Source organism: Rhodoferax sp., from assembly GCF_018780565.1.
GTDB lineage: Bacteria > Pseudomonadota > Gammaproteobacteria > Burkholderiales > Burkholderiaceae_C > Rhodoferax.
Genome location: NZ_JADMJN010000010.1, coordinates 95,448 through 114,008 on the forward strand (window position 1 = coordinate 95,448; position 18,561 = coordinate 114,008).

Consider the following 18,561-nt stretch of genomic DNA (forward strand, 5'->3'; position numbering starts at 1 on the left):
CATGAGACTCTCTGTTAAATCCTTGATTCTGCTGGCACTGATGTTGTTGTCCGCGGGCTTGGCCACCGCACTGCGGCCCACGAACAAATTAGCCGATCAGCGGCCCGCCATCAACTTCGAAACAATGATCCCGAAATCATTTGGTGAATGGCAGGAGTTGCAACAAGCTACAGCGCAGATCATCGACCCGAAACAACGGGAATTCATCGAGAAGATCTACAAGCAAACGCTTACCCGGACCTATGTCAACGCCTCCGGTGCCCGGATCATGCTGTCACTCGCCTATGTGGAAAACCAGTCCGACTCGTTTGGCGTACATTTGCCCGAAGTCTGCTATCCGGCGCAAGGGTTTCAGATCAGTGACCGATTCTCCACTCAGGTCAAAACTGCTGACCGCTCGATCCCGGTCGGACGAATGGTCGCGAAACTCGGTGCGAGAGTTGAACCCATTTCTTATTGGGTCACTGTGGGAGACAGTCTTGTTGCCAGTTCAACTGATCGCAAGGTTGAACAAATGCGCAACGCCATCCGTGGCAACATCCCCGACGGCATGCTGGTCCGCGTGTCGTCCATCAGTGCAGACACGGCCAACGCCTACACCTTGCATGGCCGCTTCATAAACGACTTCGAAGCCGCCTTGCCAAAGAATCTCCGAGCACTTCTGTACGGCCAGGGTGGTCCGCGATGACGGCTCTCGCCCTGTCCAGAATCAACGTGCCGCGGGCCCTGTGGTTCGCGCCCCTGCAATGGGCCAAAAAGATCGACTGGACCACCACGCTAACAACGCTGACCACGCTCCTCGTGGCCATGGTTTGCGGGTACGCCATTCCAATTCTCGGCGCCATAGTGCCCGCCGTTATCAGTGCAATGCTGCTTTGCCTGGTTGTGCTTGCATTGCCCGCCCACGTAGTAGTTAAGTTCATGCTAGGACTGGTAATGTTGATAGTGGGGCAGCTAACGTTCTTTTTTGGGATTCAACAGGCGTTTTGGCTTCCCTATTTGCTACTGCTCCTTTTGGGAATCAAATATTTGATTGAAAAACTTAGGTTTACAAGCCGCGTTTTACGACCCTTGAGCTTGAGTAATATTTCAGTGCTCATTTGTCTGTTTTGCATCCTATTTTTTCTATCCGCTCTATCAAACAGCACCGATGTGACTTCGTTCGCTGTGGCTGCAAAAAACTATCTCTTGCCGTGGATTTTGACCCTCTTCGTCGCCTCCCAGATTAGACAAACAGGCGATCTTGACGGGGTATGGAAGTTCTTCCTGTGGATGGTTGTTGTGCAGGTTCCATTTGCGATACCCCAGCACTTTTATTTTGCAAAACGAAATGGTGCCAGCCTAGATGCTGTCGTGGGCAGCTTTGGCGGGAACTATTTAACCGGCGGAGCGAGTGGTGCCATGGCTGTATTCCTGGTATTCGGAATCGTCTTGGCCGTAGCTTTTTTTCGGCGTCACCAAATTGGAAGAAAAACGCTGCTTGGGATCCTCGTTGCTGCGCTGGTCACCATCGCCTTAGCTGAAGTCAAAATCTTCTTCTTCGTTCTTCCATTGGCTCTCGTGCTACTCTTTCGATGGGATTTGATTGCTCATCCAACAGAAGCCATTGGCTATGGTTTAACAGGCGCCGCGATCCTAGCTCTACTGCTATTTTCATACCAGCAAACGGCATCCAGTGACTTGGGCAAGAAAAAAACACTCGGAACGTATATTGAAAATACCATCGATTCCGAGTCAGACCCCTACTTTGTCAACCCACTAACCAAGGAGGTATCACGCATTGGAGCCATACTCAGTTGGTTTCGTTATAACGATCTCTCGGACCCTCGTTTTTATGTAGGACATGGCCCTGCTGCAAGCCGTGTCAGTCAAACACTGGGAAGCGGTGTTGCTGCACGTAAGTACCGATTTACACTGACTACATCGACCGCTTCCACGTTACTTTGGGATGTGGGATTCATAGGCTACTCACTCTTTATTGCCGTGTTTTCCGTAGCAGGACTTGGCGCTCTACGTCTTGCCTCCTACGCCCCCCCAAAGGAGAAAGCGACTCTAGAAGCCATCGGTGTAATGCTGCTGCTCAGCGTGCCACTGAGTGTGTATAACCGCGACTTAATTGATTCAGCCGTGATGCAAACACTGGTCGCTTTCTGGATTGGTTATGTCCTGCTGTGCCGCAGAAGCCTTTTGAGAGGCTCATGGCAACTACCGCTGGCAAAAACACACCTCACTTTCTAAAGCAAAATGATCCCTCGTGTCTTTCATCAGATTTGGATTAATCACAGCAATCCTGAGTTACCCGACAAGTTTCGTACCTACAGAGACAGTTGGTTAGCGTTGCATCCAAATTGGGAATACAAGCTGTGGAACCTCGAAAATCTCGACTTCACACCTCGTCGCATGGATCTTGTGAATTCTGCGTCGAACTATGCGCAAATGGCAGATGTTTTGCGCTACGAAATATTGCTGCGACACGGTGGCATCTATCTTGACACTGATTTTGAATGTCTCCGAAATATTGAGTCCATAGTTGATGGCGTTCGTAATTTTTCTTGCTCGGAAGATGGTCGCAGCATTTCTATTGGAATCCTTGGCGCTGAACCGAACTCGATTTATATGGAGCGCTGCTTAGACGCACTGCCCAAATGCGTAGGGCAGACCACTACTGCTGATGAAACTGGTCCCGGTTTGATGACTCGCGTTCTACTCGGTGGTGGCTTGGCAGGTGATTTCACTCTCTTTCCCCAGACGTGGTTCTACCCTTACAACTGGAACGAACTCCACCGCGCCACTGAAGACTTTCCTGAGGCCTACGCAATTCATCGCTGGGCCCACTCTTGGGGAGAGTCAGACCGCAGTCTGCTGACGCGGGCACGCCGCAAGCTCTTGCGTATGCTGCGCGCCTGAAGACCGGTATGCCCTCCACTTTTCCGAAAGTCTCGGTCGTCATGCCCGTCTACAACGGGGCGGCCTATCTTGCACAGGCCATGGACAGCATCCTGGCTCAAAGCCTGCCGGACCTGGAACTGATCGTCATCGACGACGGCTCGACTGATGACTCAGCAGCAATCGCCAATGCCTACAAGGATCCGCGTGTCCGTTTTCTGCAGAATTCATGCAACCTTGGACTACCCCTGACGCGCAATCGTGGCATGAATGCAGCTCTTGGAGAGTACATCGCTTTTCTGGACAGCGATGACATTGCACTACCACACCGTCTGCAGCTGCAAACTGATTTTCTTGACACGCATCCGGACATCGCCGCAGTGGGTGCATCCGTCCAACCCATCGACGCCCAAGGTAAGGTCATCGGCACAGACTGGCGCTGCCCAGGCGATGCTGCATTTTGCAAGGCAATGTTGTTATTCAAGGCGTATCTCGTTACCTCGTCCTTCACTGCACGTGCTTCCGTGCTTCACGCCTACAGTTTCGATCCTGCCATTGCACTGGCAGAAGACTTCAATCTATACAACAGATTGTGCGAACAATATCGCCTGTTAAATCTGCCGCAAACCCTAATCAAGTTTCGTGTTCACCCCCACAGCACCACAGCGACCAAACGGCAGGCGCTACGCGAGTCGCTCTCTGCAATCAACCGGCGTCAACTCGCAGCCCTCGGCGTCAGAGCCAGCGACCATGAGTTGCGTTTGCATCGCCATATTGAATGGTTGGACATGACGCCGAGTCCAGCCTTGTTGGTCGAAATGTCAACCTGGCTGCTCCGTCTAATCAATCAAAATGAGCAGCACGTGATCTACGACCAGGCAGCATTGCGCCAGGCTGCTGCCAGCCGCTGGCATGCGGTTTGTGAAGATGCCCTGCGCAAGGGCTGCCGCTCAGGATGGTTGGCGTTCTACCGCAGCCCTCTTTGGCATGCCCAGGCCATGGCGCTGACCGATCACTTCAAACTGGCCGCTCGCCTGTTGACGCCTGGTCGCCACCGAATGCACCGGGCCTGATCAGATGCCAAGCAAACCGGGTTTGATTCAAGTTCTGCGCAATATTGCGTGGCATTCCAGTGAAAAAATTTTGCGCATGATCACCGGCTTTCTGGTCGGGCTCTGGCTGGCCCGCTATCTGGGGCCCAAGCAGTATGGCAGCCTTAACTACGTCATGGCCTGGCTGGGTATGTTCAATGCGATCGCCTGGCTCGGCGTCGGGGAAACCGTCATGCGCGACATGGTGCGCGATCGTGCAGATGAGGGGCGAATTCTGGGTAGCGCTTTCCTGATTCGTTTGTGCGGTTCAGTCCTTGCGGTCAGCGCTGCCCTGATTGCGGCCCAGTGGGTCGGCAGCTTCGACTCCACCCAGATGGTGTTGCTCGCCATTCTTTGCATTGGCGTACCTTTTGCCGAAACATCGGGCGGCGTGTGGATGTGGTTTGCTTCACATACCAACATACGGCCGGTCGTCATTGGTAAAAATTTGGCCATGATTCTGGGTGCCCTTGCAAAAGTTGGCGTCATCATGCTCGGGGCCGGATTGATCGCGCTGTCCGCTGTGCTGGCCTTCGAGTCGGTGCTAATGGGCGGATTTCTTTTCGGCGCGTATTACCTCCAAGGTCAGCGCTTTTCCCGTTGGCGCTTTGACCTTGATCACGCCTGGAAGATGCTGCGCACGGGCTTACCCATCATCCTCAGCGCCCTGGTCGTATCCCTCAATGCTCGCGTTGATCAACTCATGCTTGGCCATCTGACCAGCATGGCCGATGTTGGCATCTATTCAGCCGCTCTGCGCTTCTCCGAAATCTGGTGGGTTGTACCGCCCATGCTCGTGCAAACCCTGGCCGCCCGCTACATCTACCCCAAAGATCTAGGCGTGCAGCTTCAGACCAACATTGCCCGCATTGTGGCTGGCATGGCCATGCTGTCCCTGCTTCCCTGCATTCTGCTTTCGGTGGTCGGAACAAACCTGATCGACCTGGTTCTCGGCCAGCAATATCAGGGCGCCTCGACCGTGCTCATGATCCACATCTGGACTGCCGTTCTGGTGTTCATTGATGCGCCAGTGAATCAGTACCTTGTGGCGACCAACCGACAGGCCCAATTAATTGTGAAATCGGTAGTGCTCTTGCTGCTAAATTTTTCGCTGGCGCTACTTTTGGTTCCTGCCTATGGGGCGCAAGGCGCTGCCATCGGGATCCTGACAGCGCAGGCCCTGACCGTCCTCGCATTGCCCCTTCTCTATTCGCCCTTGCGTGACATTTTCCGTATCTATTTGCGGGCAGTCACCGAAGCGCCCTATTTGGCAAAAAGTCTCGCCCGTTTTCTGGCCCAGCATCTTGGCAGAAGATAGATGAAACCGATCTCCATTCTGTATGTCATGCGCGACCCACTGCCGCCGACAAGGCCGGACGTTCACGCATTGTTCGGGACCTACCTTCTGAGACAGGGTATTGGCTCAGACCTGGTTGGCCCGACATCTGCCCGCATTGATGCAACCAACTCCGATTGGCCAGCCGGTGCAATGGTTTCGACCGGTCAGGCTGGTGGTCTGTTTGCCACCGCAGTCATGGGATTGCGTGATTTCATCGGCGTCAAAAAGCTGGTTCCGAATCACGATATCGTGCAGGTTCGCGATCGCACATTCTCGGCGCTGGTCACCTGGCTGATCGCCAAGCTGCGCCGAAAACCTTTTGTGGTCTGGATGTCCTTCCCGATTGTTGAAGGTTATGAAATGCGGGCCAAGCAGGTCGGCCGCCACCATGGTTTGATCGTCTGGCTGGCCAACCATTTGCGTGCAAAGTTGTCGCGGATCGTCTACTACGGCTTCATTGCCAAACAGGCAGACCACTTGTTTGTGCAAAGTGACGCCATGCTGCAATGGATGCACGCCCAAGGCATTCCCCAAGAGCGAATGACGGCGGTCCCCATGGGTGTGGACACTGAAATTTTTTCCAAACACACCCTTGAGACTTCAGACGATCCACGACTGGTTGGCCGGCGTGTGGTCATCTATCTCGGCACCCTCACCAAATCCCGGGAGCCCGGGTTCATGCTGGAAGTGGTTGCTGATCTGCGCCAACGGTTTCCCAATGTATTGTTGATACTCGCTGGCGATGGTGTTGCACCCGATGAGCAGGCATGGATACGCAAGCGCATAACGGATCTGAATTTGCAAAGCCACGTTTGGCTGACCGGCTGGTTACCCCAGGCTCAGGCCTTGCGACTGGTCAAACGGGCAGAAGTAGGACTCTCCCCCATTCCGCGTGGCACGCTGTATGACGTTTCGTCCCCAACCAAAGCCCTGGAGTACCTTGCTCTGGGTGTACCTTGCGTGGGCAACGATATTCCAGACCAGAAATACGTGCTTGACAGTAGCGGCGCCGGATCGTGTGTGCCGATGACGGTCCCTGCTTTTTCGCAGGCTGTAGCGGAATTGCTCGCCGACCCCGAACGCGCACGAAGTCTCGGTAGACGCGGACCGGATTTCATTGCCGCTGAACGATCCTATTCGGCCATCGCGGCCAAGGTGGCGGATGTTTATCGTCGACTGGCAAGAGCAAGCAAGTCATGACTTCTGCAGTGATTCGTTATCTGTGCGTCATCGCCTTCGGTCTGATCTCCTTCCCTTCGCTCGCAGATTGGCTGGTAGCCGCCAGCCAACGTGCAGTACGCCCTTCGCCAAACGAAGCAGAAGTCATGGCGCAAAATCCACCCAGCTTTCGCTGGTCGCGCCATCCCAGTCTGCCCCCGCAATATGAGCTGGAGCTGATCGCACCGGACGGCCAGCGCAAGCTGGTTCAGTCAAGCACCAACTGGTACCTGCCGGATTCTTCGCTGGCCGTGGGGCGCTGGGCCTGGCGGGTTCGCCCCAGTGCAAGCACGACCTGGTCGGACTTGCGACATTTCACCTTGAGCACAGAGGCGAACCTCTTCCTGGTACCCGAAACACCCATTTTGAGAAAACGCGTTTTGGAACACGCACGTCCACGAAGTTTGCAGATTGTGGCCGGTGGCGCAGACGACTGGGCAGCCATGGCGACCGCCCAGCGTCCTGCTGCGCTGAAGCGGTTACAGGAACAGGTTACCAATGAGTTGCAATTGCCATCGGTTTCTGACCGCGACTTCCCTCTGGACATTTCCGGTCGGATCGATTGGACAAAACTTGTCCAGATTCGCAAGGCCTATACCCGGATCACCAGAGTCGGCCAGCAAGCCGAATCGGCTGCGCTTCTGTATCGCTTGACTCGTAATCAAGCCTACCTCACTGAGGCCACCCGTCGTGCTGCAGAACTGGCCGCGCTCGACCCGGCGGGCGTCACGGCGCACACCAAGGACGACCAGACATCGCGACGCATTGGCCTTTCACTGGCTATTGTGGCGGACCAGTTGAGCGACACCCTGAGTGCCGCCACGCGCGCGGCCTGGTGGAATGCCGTGGGCCAGCGCGCTGCCTTCATTTATGCCGATTTGGCAAAAGACGGTGGGCACCTGGCGCAGTATCCCTACCAATCTCACGCTGGCGTCAATCTGGCCTATCTGGCCGCCATGGCAACACTGAGCCTTGGGGAGCAGACCGCAGCCAGTCAATGGTTTGATTTTTCAGTCAGGCAGCATTTTCACCATGCCTGGCCGTATTCGGGCAGCGAAGGAGGCTATGCCGACGGCACTGCCTATGCGCAATACATCATTCATGACGCCTTGCGCATTTGGCCTATTTTGCACAATGCCACTGGCGTGAATCTATTCGCCAAGCCATGGTCTGAGGGCATGGTCAATTATTTTTCCTGGTTTGTTCCACCAGGAACCCCTACGCACATGTTTGGTAGCGACGCCGAGTCCCGCCCCGTGCCGTGGCTGCTGAAAGCCTTCGCATCGCGAGTAGGAACGCCAGCAGCCAAATGGTATGTCAGGAATCTGATTGGTGAAGAAGATGCCTTGATGTATTTGCAGGCTCCGTATCCGCTGCCGGTTGACGCGATACCGCTCGCCGTGCCCCCACCCAGCGCCGCTTGGGTTCGCAGCATCGGCTGGGTAGCCATGCACAGCAGTTTGCCTGACCGGGGTCGTACCTCGGTGTATTTCAAATCCAGCCCGTTTGGCTCGTACGGACACAGCCATGCAGACCAGAACTCATTCGTCATCCATAGCGCAGGGCGTGCTCTTTTAACTGACTCCGGGGTATATGACTGGTACGGATCAGCCCACTTTACCGGCTGGTATCGCCGTACCGAAGCACACAACGCGGTCACCTTTGACGGTGGGCAAGGGCAATTCTCCAGAGACTCCGCAGACGGCTCTTTCGCCGCAGTGGGCAATATCCAGTCTGCCGTGCTGACCCCGCCCCTCTATCGGGTAGAGGGCGACGCAACGCAGGCCTATACCGGTGCGCTGACCAAAGCCCGACGCACCTTGTGGTACGCACCCGCCTTGGGCTGGGTCATCATTCGCGACCAGCTTGCGGCACCGCTACCACATCGATTCGAACTCAATCTGCATGCACTCGCCCCATTTGTCGAGAATGGTTCTGGCTATCGGGTAACCAATGACGGAGTCAGCGCATGCATTGACGTCTTGTCACCGCAGCAGCTGGCACAGGGCATCGTCTCCTCCGGCTATCCAGTTCCACCGGATGGTCTCAAACCAGCTGCAGCCCACGCGCTGCGCATGTCCACCAGGGAATCCGTCAACAGCACCGAACTATGGATGGGGATTCGCGTTGGCTGCACAGGCAGCACGCTCACACTGACTCAAATTGAAGCCGGACGAATGCACGTTGCCAACAATGAATCTGCGCTTGACCTCAAATGACTGCAACCCAATTTATGCGTCCCCACACACAAGCAAGCGTCTGGACATTTCTGCGTGAAGAGACCGACTCCCGCTTACTTCGGCTGGCGGCCAAGTTGTGGCGCAAGCTGCTCTGTCGAGAACAGTGGTTTCTTTGGCTGGAAATACCTGCGGCTGGCAGCATCGTGCCGGACCAACAGCGGGTCAAAGCTATCTATCCCCCGTCAGACAGGCTCTGGGCAGATCCCTTTGTCAGGTCAACGCCGGACGGCCACTACCTCTTTGTCGAGGAGCTTCCGTTTGCCACCGGCAAGGGGCACATTGCGGTGCTGGAAGTTTCACACGACGGCAGGCTACGCAGCGCTCGCACGGTACTTGAGCGCCCCTACCATCTCTCCTACCCCTTTCTCTTCGAGTGGCATGGCGCACTCTACATGCTCCCCGAAAGTGGTGAAAACAGAACCGTCGAGCTGTATCGTTGCACAAGTTTTCCTGACCAATGGGTACCAGACAGGGTGCTGTTGTCCGACATTCGATCGGCTGACGCCACATTGATTGAGTACGAGGGCGTCTGGTGGATGTTCATGACCCAGGCAACGCAGGGACAGGGCCTCAACGAAGATCTCTATTTGTACCGGGCCGAAACACCTCTAGGTCCCTTCGAACCCCACGCCAACAATCCGGTGAAATCCAACGCACGCGGTACCCGACCAGCTGGGGCCATGTTTTGGCATGAAGGCTCGCTCTATCGTCCCACCCAGGATTGCTCCCGCGTATACGGAGAAGCCGTTGTACTTCAGCGCGTGGATGAACTCTCGGAAAACAGCTTCCGGGAGACTGAGGTCGCTTGCATCGCACCCGATCAGCGATCGCAAGTCCGACGCATGCACACGCTGAATTCGACAACCGGACTCCGAGTGATGGATGTCTTGCGCTGGATCGCCAAGTAACCGAAGCCACTGGAAGATGAATGAGTCAGCCTGAGCAGAAACAACTTGCCGTTTTAATGACCGGGCCCCTCCTGACGGAGCAGCCCGGGGGGATTCAGACCCATGTGCAAAACTTTATTGGTGCCTTTTCGAACAGCACCACCATCGAACTTCGCTTCTTCCCGGTCACGCCAGGGCTCTACGACAGAGAGAGCTGGGCCACGAAAGCTGGCCGCTTCGTGGGTTCCTTGTGGCCATTTTTTCAGGCTGCGCGCACTGTCGACGTCGTTCATATCAACTCGACCTTCGACAATCGCTCGTTGATCCGCGACAGCGTCTATCTCCTGCTTGCCCGCTGGGTGGCAAGAACACCCGTCGTACTGCAATTCCACGGCGGTCTGCCGAAACATGTTCGCCTGACACAGACCACAATTGTTGCAAAGCTCTTTGGCGTCTTTCTGGGCTGGGCCGCCCAAGTACTTATTCTGTCCAAAGTCCAAAGTGACCAATTCGCGGAACTGTATCCCCGAGTCCGCTATGCCGTGGTGCCCAATTACATCGACTGCATCCAAAGAGCGCCTCGCGCGACGACTGAATTGTCCACACCCATGCGCTTTATGTTCATGGGCCGATTACACGAACACAAAGGTATTAAGGAAATTGTCGCCGCATCCCGCATGCTTGCGGACAAGGGCTTCAAATTCGAAGTCAATTTTTACGGCGACGGACCGCTCAAGAGCTGGCTGCAAAATGAAATCGCTGAACTCTCAAGAACAAACCTGTACCTGACCTATGCGGGAGTTGCCTACGGCGAGAAAAAGCAAGTGGCGTTGGAAAATGCCGACATCATGCTGCTACCCTCCACACACTCGGAGGGCTTTCCCTATGCGTTGCTTGAAGCTGCCACATTTGGCATGCCGATCATCGCAACACCAGTGGGAGCCATACCCGATGTGATCGTTAACGGCCGGAACGGGCTCATGGTGCCAATCCGGGATGTCGAGGCTTTGGCCGCGCATATGAAGTTCGCCATCCAGAACCCAGCGGCAATTCACGAAATGGGTATCTGCGCCCAACAGCAGGTCGCTGCAAACTTCTCCATTGAAAAGCTGAGGCTTACGTTTGAAGCCATCTACCAAAAAACAGCAGGTATCCCATGAAAATTCTCGTCATCGCCTATGGCTATTCCGGGAGCGACGTATCGGAATCTTATTCCTCCTTTCAGCTGGTTCGCGCCTTGCGGCAAAATCATCAGGTCACGGTAATGACCAAAGACGCAGTGGACGACCCGGATGCCATCTGCATTCCAGTCGCACCCACCCTGGCTGGCACCCAGTACTACCGCGCCCTGAAATTGGACTATTTCGTATTCATGTGGAAGGCCTACCGCCTGGCTCGCAAGATCGTCGGTGACTTCGATATCGTGCATCACATATCGCCTATCAGTCTGCGCTATCCGAACATCCTGTGCAATCTACCCAAACCCTTCATTTGGGGACCGGTTGGAGGAGGCGTGCCGTATCCGACCGCGTTCCGGGATGTGGAGAAAAGGGAGCCCTGGATATACCAACTGAGAGCGCTTGACCGCCTACGCTTGTTCCTGGATCCGTTGTTGGTCAATACCCTGAAGCGGGCCAGCGCAATTGTGCTCACCAGCAGCGCAACAGCAGCTATGTTGCCCAAGCGATATCGCGAAAAATCCTCGGTGATCCCCGAAGCATTTGAAGCAGCCAGCGTACCGCCAGCGTCGCCTTCCGATGACATCGAGTATGTATTCTCGAGTGGCCGGCTTGTGCCCTACAAAGGTATGGAGTTTCTCGTGAAGGCCTTCGCCCAACAATGTCGGTCCGGCAATGTGGAATTGCGGATATCTGGCGACGGGCCAGAGACCGGTCGACTCATGCAGTTGGTCAAAGAACTCCAGATGGAGGGGCGCATCAAGTTACTTGGACGCGTTTCCAGAGAGCGGAATTATGAATTGATGGCGGGGTCCTTGTTTTGTGTATTCCCGGCCTTGAACGAAGCATTCGGTCATGTCAATCTGGAAGCCATGGCTGCTGGCAAGCCTGTCATCGTGACGGATTGGGGCGGTCCATCCGACATCGTGGAAAACGGAATCTCCGGCTTCAAGGTAATACCGACCGACCCTGAGCAGTTCGTTAACGACATGGGCGCCAGAATTCAGCAACTCATTGATGACAAGGCGCTCCGGGAGCAGATGGCGATCAATGCCATGGCACGGGTTCGCACCCATTTCTCGTGGGAGTTTGTCGCCAGGAAATACGACCTGCTTTACAAAAGTTTGACGCATTTTGATACGTGAATTTTGAAATCTACAGACAACGCTAGGAGAAAATAATGGAATCTATCGGGAACTACGAAGAACTGAATTTGACGCAAACGGGTAGCGAGCACGACCCATTTACAGAAGATCGATATCGACAGTTTTACCGTCTTTTCCCTGAAAATGCGCTTCGCGTTCTTGACGTGGGATGCAATACAGGAAGGGGGGGAAGTGTACTCAAGCGGCTGAAGCCACAGATGGCCATTCATGGACTTGACGCCGTCAAGGACAGGTTAGACCGCTTGCCCAAAGATGTCTATCAAGAAGGTGTTCACTGCTATTCGACAAAGATCCCGAATGCTGACTGCACCTATGACGTTGTGGTGGCGGGAGAGTTTATCGAACACATCTACCAGGCCGATGTCGATCAAACACTGGGGGAGATATTCAGGGTATTGAAAGTTGGCGGCCGGTTCCTGCTGACGACACCCAACCCGAGCGATATCAAGAGAAAATTTCGGGGGCAAAGCATTTTGGGTGGGGCTCATGTGTCCCAACACTTTGCAGACACTCTCGCACTTAAGCTCAGGATGGCGGGCTTCTCCAGAGTAAAAGTGTACGGTAGCGGCAAGGTCACCCGGTATTTGGGTAGCAAATTCCCGCTCTTTCTGTACGGAAGTTATCTTGCAATGGGTGACAAGTTTTAAGCACCCGCAGCGATGAGCAGTATTGAATCAACTGGAAAATTGACCTGGCTCTTGAATAGGCTAAGTTGCATGTCAGCGGGAGAAGTGCTGTATCGCGCACGACAAGTACTTACGAAGCGTCGCGTCAAATATGGTTTGCTTTCAGTGCGGTCATCCGAAAAACCACGTGTGCTGGCTGGCGTCCCGCTTCCATCAATCCGTGTCTCCGACCGGGTTCGCCAACAATATCTTCACGAGGCCGATGAAGTCATTGCAGGGACAGTCAAGCTGTTCACGAGTCACAGGTTTGAGCTTGGATCTATTCCCAACTGGAACCGGGATCCGCTAACAGGTGTCGTGGGTCCGGATACATTTTCGGGCGATATCATGCTCACGGACCGGGCCGTAGTTGGTGATATCAAATACGTCTGGGAATTGAACCGGCAATTGCACCTGGTGAGATTGGCACAGGCTTTTGCCCTGAGCGGTAGCCAGCACTATCTTGATGCTCTGATCCGTCAACTTGACTCATGGCTGGCGCAATGTCCGCCATTCATGGGCCCCAACTGGGCGAGCTCACTTGAGGCATCAATCCGTTTGATCAACTGGAGCCTCATATGGAACATGATTGGCGGCTGGAGCAGTGCGGCATTCACCACGAAAGACGGCGCACTTTTTCGGAGCAGGTGGCTAGAGAGTATTTTTTTCCACTGCACGTATGTCAATTTGCATTTATCGCGTTACTCCTCTGCAAATAATCATTTGATTGGGGAGCTGTCGGGCCTCTACGTGGCGGCATTGACCTGGCCTTGCTGGCACCAATCCGCTCAATGGGGCGAACAGGCCAAATCAGAATTGGAATGCCAGGCAGAACTGCAATTCTCTACAGATGGCGTCAACCGTGAGCAGGCATTCTCGTACCATGTTTTCGTTTCAGAATTTCTCATCATTGCAGGAATCACCGGACAACGCGCTCGGGATCCTTTCTCAACAGCGTTTTGGGAAACATTGCAACGCGCCATCAACTTCGTTCATGCCATTCAGAATTCCAGCGGGAAAATTCCAATGGTGGGGGACGCCGACGATGGCGCCGTTTTCCTTCTTGAGCCAGGCGCGGGGCCCGACCGGCACGCGCTATTGCTCGCCCTTGGCTCCACACTGGAAAATGCTGATGAACAGCAGCCGTTACCGCTGACAGCACAGTGGCTCTTGGCTGATCTAAGGTCTTTCTGCCCCTTTAAGACTCGTTGTCAAAAGCCAAGCTGGCAGTTTCCGCAAGGTGGCTATTTCCTTTTCGGCACCAATTTCGGTAACGATCAGGAAATCAAGGGGCAGGTCGACTGTGGGCCTCTCGGATACCTTGGAATTGCAGCACATGGACACGCTGACGCACTATCTCTGACACTGTCTATTGGCGGTGAAGAGTGCCTGGTCGATCCCGGAACCTATTCCTATCGGAGCGAGTTGAAGTGGCGTGACTATTTCCGCGGAACCTCGGCTCACAATACGATCCGCGTAGATGGACTTGATCAGTCAAGCAGCGGTGGTCGTTTTATGTGGACACGCAAAGCGAATACGCGCCTTGTGAAAATGCCGCTATCGACTGGGCAGTTCGACTTCGAAGGAAATCACGACGGGTATCTCCGCTTAAAGGATCCGGTTCAGCACGCTCGTGCGGTCACTTTCGAAGAGCAGAATATGCTTTTGACAGTTGACGACACGGTTTCTGGCCGCGTTGCCCATCAGATTGAACAGTTTTGGCACTTCGCGCCAGATATCCAAGTTGAAGTCGCCGAACACGCGCTGAGCGCGAAAATCAAGGGAAAGACCTTTTCGGTTAATCTGCTTTTTACTGGCGGTGACCTGAAGCTCGAATTGATCCGGGGCCATGAAAATCCACCCCTCGGCTGGTATTCCAGCGCGTATGAATCGAAGCAAGCATGTTCTGTTCTCAGAATTTCATGTCTTGCAACCGAGGCGCGTATCCAGGCGAAGTTCAAGATTTCACTTTCGATGTGAGCGAGTGAACACCATGAAGCTCAAGACCACGCTCAAGCGGCTACTTCCGCTGCTGCCCCCCTATGTTCAACGGTTTTTGCGAGCCAGGGCTGCCTTGCGACGTGAACAGCAAACGGCTGCTCGCAAGGAGCGCACCCAAGTTGAAATTGCGGATGTCCTGGCACGCCTGGCGAACTTGAGACTGAGCGGCGATCTCATGGTCCACGGCTCGATCTCCAACATTGGGAAATTCGACAAACCCGTAGGCGTGTTGGTGAGCGCATGGATTGAACAACTTGATCTGCAGAACCAAACCTTATTGGTACCGGCACTGCCTTACAACACGACCATGCGCGAATACCTTGAAGGCAAGCCGAACTTTGACGTACGTTCCGCAAAGAATGCAATGGGCGCCATCTCCAACATCGTCATGGCAATTCCAGAAGCTAGACGCAGCATTCATCCGACGCATTCGGTTGTGGCGCTCGGCGCAAACGCGGATTTTTACGTGAATGGGCACGAGCTTGATCGCACTCCTTTTGGGCCCAACAGCCCCTATCGAAAACTGACAGAGCGCCACGGAAAGATTTTGATGTTTGGTGTGGGTCTTAACTCCGTTACCTGTTTCCATGTCTACGAGGACATGTTGGAGGAATTCATGCCGCTATCCGTGTACCTTGGTCAAAGCTTCGATGTTTCATGCATTGGAAGGAGTGGCAACACACTGAGTGTGACAACAACTTGTCACAACCCGAGTTTTTCCGCGATTCGAGAATGCGAGCGGGCGCGAAGCGCACTGATTGACGCTGGCGCGATTGTGAGCTACCCCTTGGGCGAATCGGAACTATCGATCATTGATGCAAAACGCTTCACAGTAACGCTGCTGAATATGTTGGCAAGCGGCAAATCAATTTACGGCCCTGTTGTGGTAAATGCTGCGCAGAAAAAACGCATTCATGAATGCCTGGAGAGACTGAGTTGAACATTCTCTTAACGCTGGACTATGAAGTCTTCTTTGGCCGAAATACCGGCACCATCGAACGCACGCTGCTGCAACCGTCTGACGCGCTTTGTCGGATTGCCCGCCGGTATGGCGTGCCACTGGTTTTTTTTGTAGACATTGGCTTTGTGTTGCGCCTTTATGAGGAAGGCCAAAGGTTTCCGCCGCTGATGCGGCAATACGATGCCGTAATGAAACAACTTGAGGACTTCGTGGCCTCCGGGCACGAGTTGCAATTGCATGTTCATTCCCACTGGGAAGACTCGCGATGGAACGGTGAAAACTGGGATGTTGATACTCGGCGCTATCGCTTGCATGATTTTGATAGCGCTGGAGTTCTCGACATTCTTCGCCGTTACACCCATGGCTTGCGTGAGTTGACGGGCGGCAGAGATGTCTTTGCGTTTCGGGCGGGTGGCTGGGTTATCCAGCCGTTTACCCAAATTGGCACCCAATTGCGTGAAGTGGGGATTTGCATTGACAGCACAGTGTTTGCCGGTGGTACGTCGGATAGCGAAACACATCAATTCGATTTCTCGCGCTGCCCCAATGACAGTCGATGGTTTTTCAAGGATGACCCGCTAGTACCAACCCCAGCCGGCGACCTGCTGGAAGTACCGATCGCAAGCATTCAACTGTCTCCCCTTTTCTATTGGCGCCTTGCCCTTGCGAAGAAGTTGGGAGGTGCCTTGCATCACAGCATCGGTGATGGGAAGGCCATCGCGCTCAGTCGCAATGACATGCTGCGCAAGATGAGTCGCTGGACGACCAGCGTCGTTTCCATGGATGGCTATAAAGCGAGTTTCCTTGAGCACGCCTTTGCGCAATACAAGAAGGAAGAGAAAACTGACTTTGTCGTGATTGGCCACCCCAAAGCTCTTTCACGCTATTCACTGCAAATGTTGGAAAACTTTTTGGAAAGACATAAAACTGAAAAATTCGTCGGGTATGGTGCTTATCTTGATCTCTTCCCAAGCTGACATCAGCATGATCCTGACGCGTCCTTTGAACGACTTCTTCCTGGAAGAGAAATGAAAACAATTTATCTGGTCGCCGGTGCGCGCCCCAACTTCATGAAGATCGCCCCGATCGTGCGTGCCTTGCAGGCGCATGGTGGCCTGGCCTTCAAGATCATTCATACCGGTCAGCATTACGACCGCGAGATGAACGATGTTTTTTTTGAGGAACTGGGGATTCCAGCGCCCGATGTGTTCATGGCGGCCGGTGGCGGCAGCCACTCGCAACAAACGGCCAGGATCATGATCGCATTTGAAGATCTCTGCAAAGCCCAACGCCCTGACGCTGTATTGGTGGTCGGCGATGTGAATTCGACCCTGGCCTGCTCGATTGTGGCCAAGAAACTGAACATTCCTGTGGCACATGTGGAGGCCGGTTTGCGCAGTGGCGACATGAACATGCCGGAGGAGATCAACCGACTGGTCACCGACAGCATTTCAGATTGGTTCTTTGTGACGGAGCCAAGTGCGGTTGCGCACTTGCAGCGTGAGGGCAAGGCGGACTCGGCGATTCATTATGTCGGGCATGTCATGGTGGACAACGCGCTGTTTCAGGCAGAGAAACTGACCCGCACCGATACCTCAGGTTTTGAAACAAGCGCCTTCAAGGCGGCGAATACGGCCAACGGTGCACGCTACGGCGTCATCACGCTGCACCGGCCGAGCAATGTGGACAGCGCTGAAATGATGACGCGCATTGGCGGCGCGCTGAAGGATATCGCGACCGATCTGCCCTTGATCTTCCCGGTACACCCTCGCACACGGGGCAATCTGGAGAAGTTCGGCATCGATCTGGGGCCCAACATCACACTGGTGGGACCTCAGGCCTACATGGCGTTCCTCAATTTGTGGAAAGACGCTGCGATGGTGCTGACCGACAGCGGTGGCTTGCAGGAAGAGACCACCGCACTTGGCGTGCCGTGCATCACGATACGCGAGAACACCGAGCGCCCGGTCACCGTAGAAGAAGGCACCAATGTCTTGGCAGGTACTGATCCGTCGCGCATCGTTGCCGAGGCCCGCAAGGTACTGCGTGGCGAAAGCAAAGAGGGCCGCAGGCCTCACTTGTGGGACGGCATGGCCGCAGAGCGAATTGTTGCGGTGCTGGCAAGGGAGCTGTCATGAACAAAAGAAGCCGCATCGAGATGATGGGCTGCCAGATCGACAACCTGACGATGGAAGAGACCCTGCAGACTGTGGAGGGCTTCATCCACTCAGGCCAACCGCATCAGCATGTGGTGGTTAACGTGGACAAGCTGGTCAAGGCCAATGAGGACCCGGAGTTACGCCGCATCATCAATGACTGTGCGCTGATCAATGTGGACGGCATGCCGGTCGTATGGGCCTCGCGCCTCCTTGGCAAGCCATTGAAGGAGCGCGTGGCTGGCGTGGATCTTTTTGAATCACTGATGCGGCGTGCCGCCGATAGGGGCTGGCGCGTTTATCTGCTGGGCGCCCGGGAAGAAGTTGTTCTGGGGGTGAAGGCCGTCTACGAACGCAAATATCCTGGCTTGGTGGTGGCGGGCTACCGCAATGGCTACTGGACTCCCAGCGAGGAGGCTGGCGTGGTGGAGCAAATCAAGGCGGCGCAGGCGGACTTGCTGTTTGTAGCCATCAGTTCTCCAAAAAAAGAACACTTTCTGGGACGATATCAGGCAGAAATGAAGATTCCCTTTGCCATGGGCGTGGGTGGCACTTTTGACGTGGCCGTGGGCAAGGTCAAGCGGGCTCCGCTCTGGATGCAGAAGTCTGGCCTGGAGTGGTTTTATCGGTTCTTGCAGGAGCCCCGCCGCATGTTCAAACGCTACTTTATAGATGACATGGCGTTTTTCTGGCTGCTTATCAAAGAAGCTTTCCCTGGAAAGCGAGTTTGAAATGATCGACAACAAACGTAGCAAAAACGGAGTGCACTAGAA

The 18,561-nt window shown here is 54.5% G+C and carries 16 protein-coding genes; all 16 read left to right on the forward strand.

The annotated features are described in order from the left end of the window. Nucleotide 1: 1 nt before the first annotated feature. From epsI to IV109_RS14460, 16 genes are read left to right on the forward strand one after another with little or no spacing between them, the layout of a single operon-like run. Nucleotides 2–688 (forward strand): exosortase-associated protein EpsI, B-type, encoded by a 687-nt coding sequence (gene epsI, locus IV109_RS14385; protein WP_296697720.1) that lies wholly within the window; start codon nucleotides 2–4, stop codon nucleotides 686–688. Beyond that, nucleotides 685–2,238 (forward strand): hypothetical protein, encoded by a 1,554-nt coding sequence (locus IV109_RS14390; RefSeq protein ID WP_296697723.1) that lies wholly within the window; start codon nucleotides 685–687, stop codon nucleotides 2,236–2,238. Before epsI ends, IV109_RS14390 begins: the two co-directional genes overlap by 4 nt. Before the next feature lie 6 nt (nucleotides 2,239–2,244). Further along, nucleotides 2,245–2,907, forward strand: a complete 663-nt coding sequence (locus IV109_RS14395) for a glycosyltransferase (RefSeq protein WP_296697728.1) — start codon at nucleotides 2,245–2,247, stop codon at nucleotides 2,905–2,907. An 8-nt stretch (nucleotides 2,908–2,915) separates the two neighbouring features. Then, on the forward strand, nucleotides 2,916–3,959 hold the full coding sequence (locus IV109_RS14400; protein ID WP_296697730.1) for a glycosyltransferase family 2 protein: 1,044 nt from the start codon (nucleotides 2,916–2,918) through the stop codon (nucleotides 3,957–3,959). Nucleotides 3,960–3,981: 22 nt separating this feature from the next. Then, a complete protein-coding gene (locus IV109_RS14405) occupies nucleotides 3,982–5,295 on the forward strand; it encodes a flippase (protein WP_296697734.1) in 1,314 nt (437 codons plus the stop codon). Then, nucleotides 5,296–6,516, forward strand: a complete 1,221-nt coding sequence (locus IV109_RS14410; protein WP_296697738.1) for a glycosyltransferase family 4 protein — start codon at nucleotides 5,296–5,298, stop codon at nucleotides 6,514–6,516. Continuing rightward, nucleotides 6,513–8,753, forward strand: coding sequence for a heparinase II/III family protein (locus IV109_RS14415; protein WP_296697742.1), 2,241 nt, complete (start codon nucleotides 6,513–6,515; stop codon nucleotides 8,751–8,753). Before IV109_RS14410 ends, IV109_RS14415 begins: the two co-directional genes overlap by 4 nt. A gap of 14 nt (nucleotides 8,754–8,767) precedes the next feature. Continuing rightward, a complete protein-coding gene (locus IV109_RS14420) occupies nucleotides 8,768–9,682 on the forward strand; it encodes a hypothetical protein (protein WP_296697745.1) in 915 nt (304 codons plus the stop codon). 20 nt (nucleotides 9,683–9,702) lie between these two features. After that, nucleotides 9,703–10,821 carry a glycosyltransferase family 4 protein gene (locus tag IV109_RS14425; protein ID WP_296697748.1) on the forward strand — a complete coding sequence of 373 codons (1,119 nt, stop codon included), beginning with the start codon at nucleotides 9,703–9,705 and terminating at the stop codon, nucleotides 10,819–10,821. Further along, nucleotides 10,818–11,984, forward strand: a complete 1,167-nt coding sequence (locus tag IV109_RS14430; RefSeq protein WP_296697753.1) for a glycosyltransferase family 4 protein — start codon at nucleotides 10,818–10,820, stop codon at nucleotides 11,982–11,984. The genes IV109_RS14425 and IV109_RS14430 overlap by 4 nt, the downstream gene beginning before the upstream one ends. Before the next feature lie 35 nt (nucleotides 11,985–12,019). After that, nucleotides 12,020–12,652: a class I SAM-dependent methyltransferase gene (locus IV109_RS14435; protein ID WP_296697757.1), complete on the forward strand. Its 633-nt coding sequence runs from the start codon at nucleotides 12,020–12,022 to the stop codon at nucleotides 12,650–12,652. Nucleotides 12,653–12,664: 12 nt separating this feature from the next. Next, entirely contained in the window at nucleotides 12,665–14,650 is a 1,986-nt protein-coding gene (locus tag IV109_RS14440) for an alginate lyase family protein (RefSeq protein WP_296697759.1), read from the forward strand. Between the two features lie 13 nt (nucleotides 14,651–14,663). Further along, the gene (locus IV109_RS14445; RefSeq protein ID WP_296697764.1) at nucleotides 14,664–15,611 is read left to right on the forward strand and encodes an AAC(3) family N-acetyltransferase; all 948 of its coding nucleotides are present in this window, start codon (nucleotides 14,664–14,666) and stop codon (nucleotides 15,609–15,611) included. Beyond that, on the forward strand, nucleotides 15,608–16,609 hold the full coding sequence (locus IV109_RS14450) for a hypothetical protein (RefSeq protein ID WP_296697768.1): 1,002 nt from the start codon (nucleotides 15,608–15,610) through the stop codon (nucleotides 16,607–16,609). Before IV109_RS14445 ends, IV109_RS14450 begins: the two co-directional genes overlap by 4 nt. A gap of 51 nt (nucleotides 16,610–16,660) precedes the next feature. Next, on the forward strand, nucleotides 16,661–17,770 hold the full coding sequence (wecB, locus tag IV109_RS14455; protein ID WP_296697773.1) for a UDP-N-acetylglucosamine 2-epimerase (non-hydrolyzing): 1,110 nt from the start codon (nucleotides 16,661–16,663) through the stop codon (nucleotides 17,768–17,770). After that, on the forward strand, nucleotides 17,767–18,519 hold the full coding sequence (locus IV109_RS14460; RefSeq protein WP_296697776.1) for a WecB/TagA/CpsF family glycosyltransferase: 753 nt from the start codon (nucleotides 17,767–17,769) through the stop codon (nucleotides 18,517–18,519). Before wecB ends, IV109_RS14460 begins: the two co-directional genes overlap by 4 nt. The last annotated feature ends 42 nt before the right edge of the window (nucleotides 18,520–18,561 follow it).

What these genes read in the sequence shown, in the direction of transcription:
- epsI (WP_296697720.1), top strand. Translation starts at nt 2, where the DNA reads ATGAGACTCTCTGTTAAATCCTTGATTCTGCTGGCACTGATGTTGTTG.
- IV109_RS14390 (WP_296697723.1), top strand. Translation starts at nt 685, where the DNA reads ATGACGGCTCTCGCCCTGTCCAGAATCAACGTGCCGCGGGCCCTGTGG.
- IV109_RS14395 (WP_296697728.1), top strand. Translation starts at nt 2,245, where the DNA reads ATGATCCCTCGTGTCTTTCATCAGATTTGGATTAATCACAGCAATCCT.
- IV109_RS14400 (WP_296697730.1), top strand. Translation starts at nt 2,916, where the DNA reads ATGCCCTCCACTTTTCCGAAAGTCTCGGTCGTCATGCCCGTCTACAAC.
- IV109_RS14410 (WP_296697738.1), top strand. Translation starts at nt 5,296, where the DNA reads ATGAAACCGATCTCCATTCTGTATGTCATGCGCGACCCACTGCCGCCG.
- IV109_RS14415 (WP_296697742.1), top strand. Translation starts at nt 6,513, where the DNA reads ATGACTTCTGCAGTGATTCGTTATCTGTGCGTCATCGCCTTCGGTCTG.
- IV109_RS14420 (WP_296697745.1), top strand. Translation starts at nt 8,768, where the DNA reads ATGCGTCCCCACACACAAGCAAGCGTCTGGACATTTCTGCGTGAAGAG.
- IV109_RS14425 (WP_296697748.1), top strand. Translation starts at nt 9,703, where the DNA reads ATGAGTCAGCCTGAGCAGAAACAACTTGCCGTTTTAATGACCGGGCCC.
- IV109_RS14430 (WP_296697753.1), top strand. Translation starts at nt 10,818, where the DNA reads ATGAAAATTCTCGTCATCGCCTATGGCTATTCCGGGAGCGACGTATCG.
- IV109_RS14435 (WP_296697757.1), top strand. Translation starts at nt 12,020, where the DNA reads ATGGAATCTATCGGGAACTACGAAGAACTGAATTTGACGCAAACGGGT.
- IV109_RS14440 (WP_296697759.1), top strand. Translation starts at nt 12,665, where the DNA reads ATGAGCAGTATTGAATCAACTGGAAAATTGACCTGGCTCTTGAATAGG.
- IV109_RS14445 (WP_296697764.1), top strand. Translation starts at nt 14,664, where the DNA reads ATGAAGCTCAAGACCACGCTCAAGCGGCTACTTCCGCTGCTGCCCCCC.
- wecB (WP_296697773.1), top strand. Translation starts at nt 16,661, where the DNA reads ATGAAAACAATTTATCTGGTCGCCGGTGCGCGCCCCAACTTCATGAAG.
- IV109_RS14460 (WP_296697776.1), top strand. Translation starts at nt 17,767, where the DNA reads ATGAACAAAAGAAGCCGCATCGAGATGATGGGCTGCCAGATCGACAAC.